2 protein-coding genes are annotated in these 2,396 nt (G+C 70.7%); both read left to right on the top strand.

All coding sequences use genetic code 11. The features are described 5' to 3' along the window. Positions 1-876, top strand: an 876-nt coding sequence (locus ABD366_RS39920) for an acyl carrier protein (RefSeq protein WP_344443436.1), incomplete at its 5' end; no start/stop codon positions are given. Positions 877-881: 5 nt separating this feature from the next. After that, positions 882-2,396 (top strand): type I polyketide synthase (locus tag ABD366_RS39915; protein WP_344443434.1); only part of this gene is annotated, 1,515 nt, incomplete at its 3' end.

The following is a 2,396-nucleotide window of genomic DNA, read 5'->3' as shown; positions in this document are numbered from 1 at the left end:
GTGTGGGGTGGTGCGGGGCAGGGTGCGTATGCGGCGGCGAACGCGGCGTTGGACGGGCTGGTGGAGTTTCGCCGGTCGCAGGGGCTGGTAGGTGCGTCGATCGCGTGGGGGCCGTGGGCCGAGGGCGGCATGGCCGACGACGCCACCGTCCTGACCCGCATGGAACGCGGCGGCGTACGGCCACTCGACCCCGATACAGCCCTCGGTACCGTGGGCTCGGCTGAAGGCTGTTTCGCCGTGGCCGACATGGACTGGGAGCGTTTCGTACCGTCCGTGACCGCGCTGCGCGCGAATCGTCTGTGGGACGTGGTCACGCCGCGTGACACCACCGCAGGCGAACCGCCCACAGGACTCGGCCAGTTGCAGGCCAGGCTGACGGGGGTGTCGGGCGTCGCCCGGCGTTCGCTGGTCACCGACGTGGTGCGCGGTCGGGTCGCGGCGGTGCTCGGTTTCGCGGACGCGACCGCCGTGGACGTGTCGAAGGCGTTCCGGGACCTGGGCTTCGACTCCCTGACGGCCGTCGAACTGCGCAACGCCCTCACCGCCGAAACCGGCCTCAGGCTGCCCGCCACGCTCGTCTTCGACCACCCGACCACCCTTGCCCTGGCCGACTTCCTCCTCGGCGAGCTGGCCGACGACCCGGGCGACGGGATCCGTGACGTAGCGGCCGAACTGGACCGTATCGAGGCCGCCCTGCTGGCTCTGCCCGCCCCCGACCAAGCGCGCCTGAGGGTCGCCTCGCGCCTGCAACAACTGATGAAACGCCTGGACGGCACCGCGACCGACGACAGTGCGGGGGACATCTCGGCAAAGATCGAAGCCGCCACATCCGACGACATCTTCGCTCTTATCGACAACGAGATCGGGACGCGGTGAGCTTGATGAGTAACGAGGAGAAGCTTCTCGGGTACTTGAAGAAGGTCACGCTCGAACTACACGAGACCAAGCAGCGCCTTCACGGCCTGGAGTCCGCCGGAACCGAGCCCGTGGCCGTGGTGGGCATGGGCTGCCGCTTCCCGGGCGGGGTCGGCTCACCCGAGGAACTCTGGCGGCTGGTGGCGGACGGCACCGACGCGCTGAGCGAGTTCCCCACGGACCGGGGCTGGGACGCACATCGGAGCGTGGGCGGGTTCGTCGAGGGTGTGGCGGATTTCGACGCCGGTCTGTTCGGGATCTCGCCGCGCGAGGCCCTCGCCATGGACCCGCAGCAGCGTCTTCTCCTTGAGGTCGTCTGGGAGTCGTTGGAGCGGTCGGGGATCGCGCCGTTGTCGTTGCGCGGGCTGCCGGTGGGTGTCTTCGCCGGGACGAACGGGCAGGACTATCCGGCGGCGTTGGCGTTGGCGGGGGAGTCCGCCGACGGCTATGGCGGGACCGGTAGTTCGGGCAGTGTGCTGTCCGGCCGGATCTCGTATGCGCTGGGGCTCGAGGGTCCTGCCGTCACCGTCGACACCGCGTGCTCGTCCTCGCTGGTGGCCCTCCACCTCGCCGCGCAGGCGCTGCGGTCGGGCGAGTGCGATCTCGCGCTGGCCGGTGGTGTGACGGTGATGTCGACACCCGGAGCCTTCATCGAATTCGAGCGGCAGGGCGGACTCGCCGGGGACGGCCGCTGCAAGGCGTTCTCCGACGACGCCGACGGCACCGGCTGGGGTGAGGGCGTGGGCGTCCTCGTCCTCGAGCGCCTCTCCGACGCCCGGCGCAACGGACACCACATCCTGGCGGTGGTACGCGGATCAGCCGTCAACCAGGACGGTGCCTCCAACGGTCTGACGGCTCCGAACGGTCCCTCGCAGCAGCGTGTCATCCGGCAGGCGTTGGCCAGTGCGGGGCTGGTGGTGGCGGATGTGGACGCGGTGGAGGCGCACGGCACGGGCACCAAGCTGGGTGACCCCATCGAGGCGCAGGCACTCCTTGCCACCTACGGCCAGGACCGCCCCGCCGACCAGCCACTGTGGTTGGGCTCGGTGAAGTCCAACATCGGGCACACCCAGGCCGCCGCCGGTGTCGCGGGTGTCATGAAGATGATCCTGGCGATGCGGCACGATGTGCTGCCCCGGTCCCTCCATGTCGGCACCCCGTCCTCACACGTGGACTGGTCCGCCGGTGCCGTGGAACTGCTGTCCGAGCCCCGCGCATGGCCGCACTCGGAACGGCCGCGCCGGGCCGGGGTGTCGTCCTTCGGCATCAGCGGCACGAACGCGCACGTCATCATCGAGGAGGCGCCGGCGGCTGAGGAAGCCGTGGTTGTGGTTCCGGCGGCAGGGTTGCCGGTGGTGCCGTGGGTGGTGTCGGCGAAGACGGCCGAGGGTGTGGCGGCGCAGGCCCGGCGACTGGCCGCCGGAGTGGACGGTCTGGACGCGGCGGATGTGGGGTTTTCGCTGGCGACGACGCGGGCCGCG

Source organism: Streptomyces kunmingensis (assembly GCF_039533535.1).
GTDB classification, from domain to species: Bacteria; Actinomycetota; Actinomycetes; order Streptomycetales; family Streptomycetaceae; genus Streptomyces; species Streptomyces kunmingensis.
This window is presented reverse-complemented; position numbering and strand designations above follow the sequence as displayed.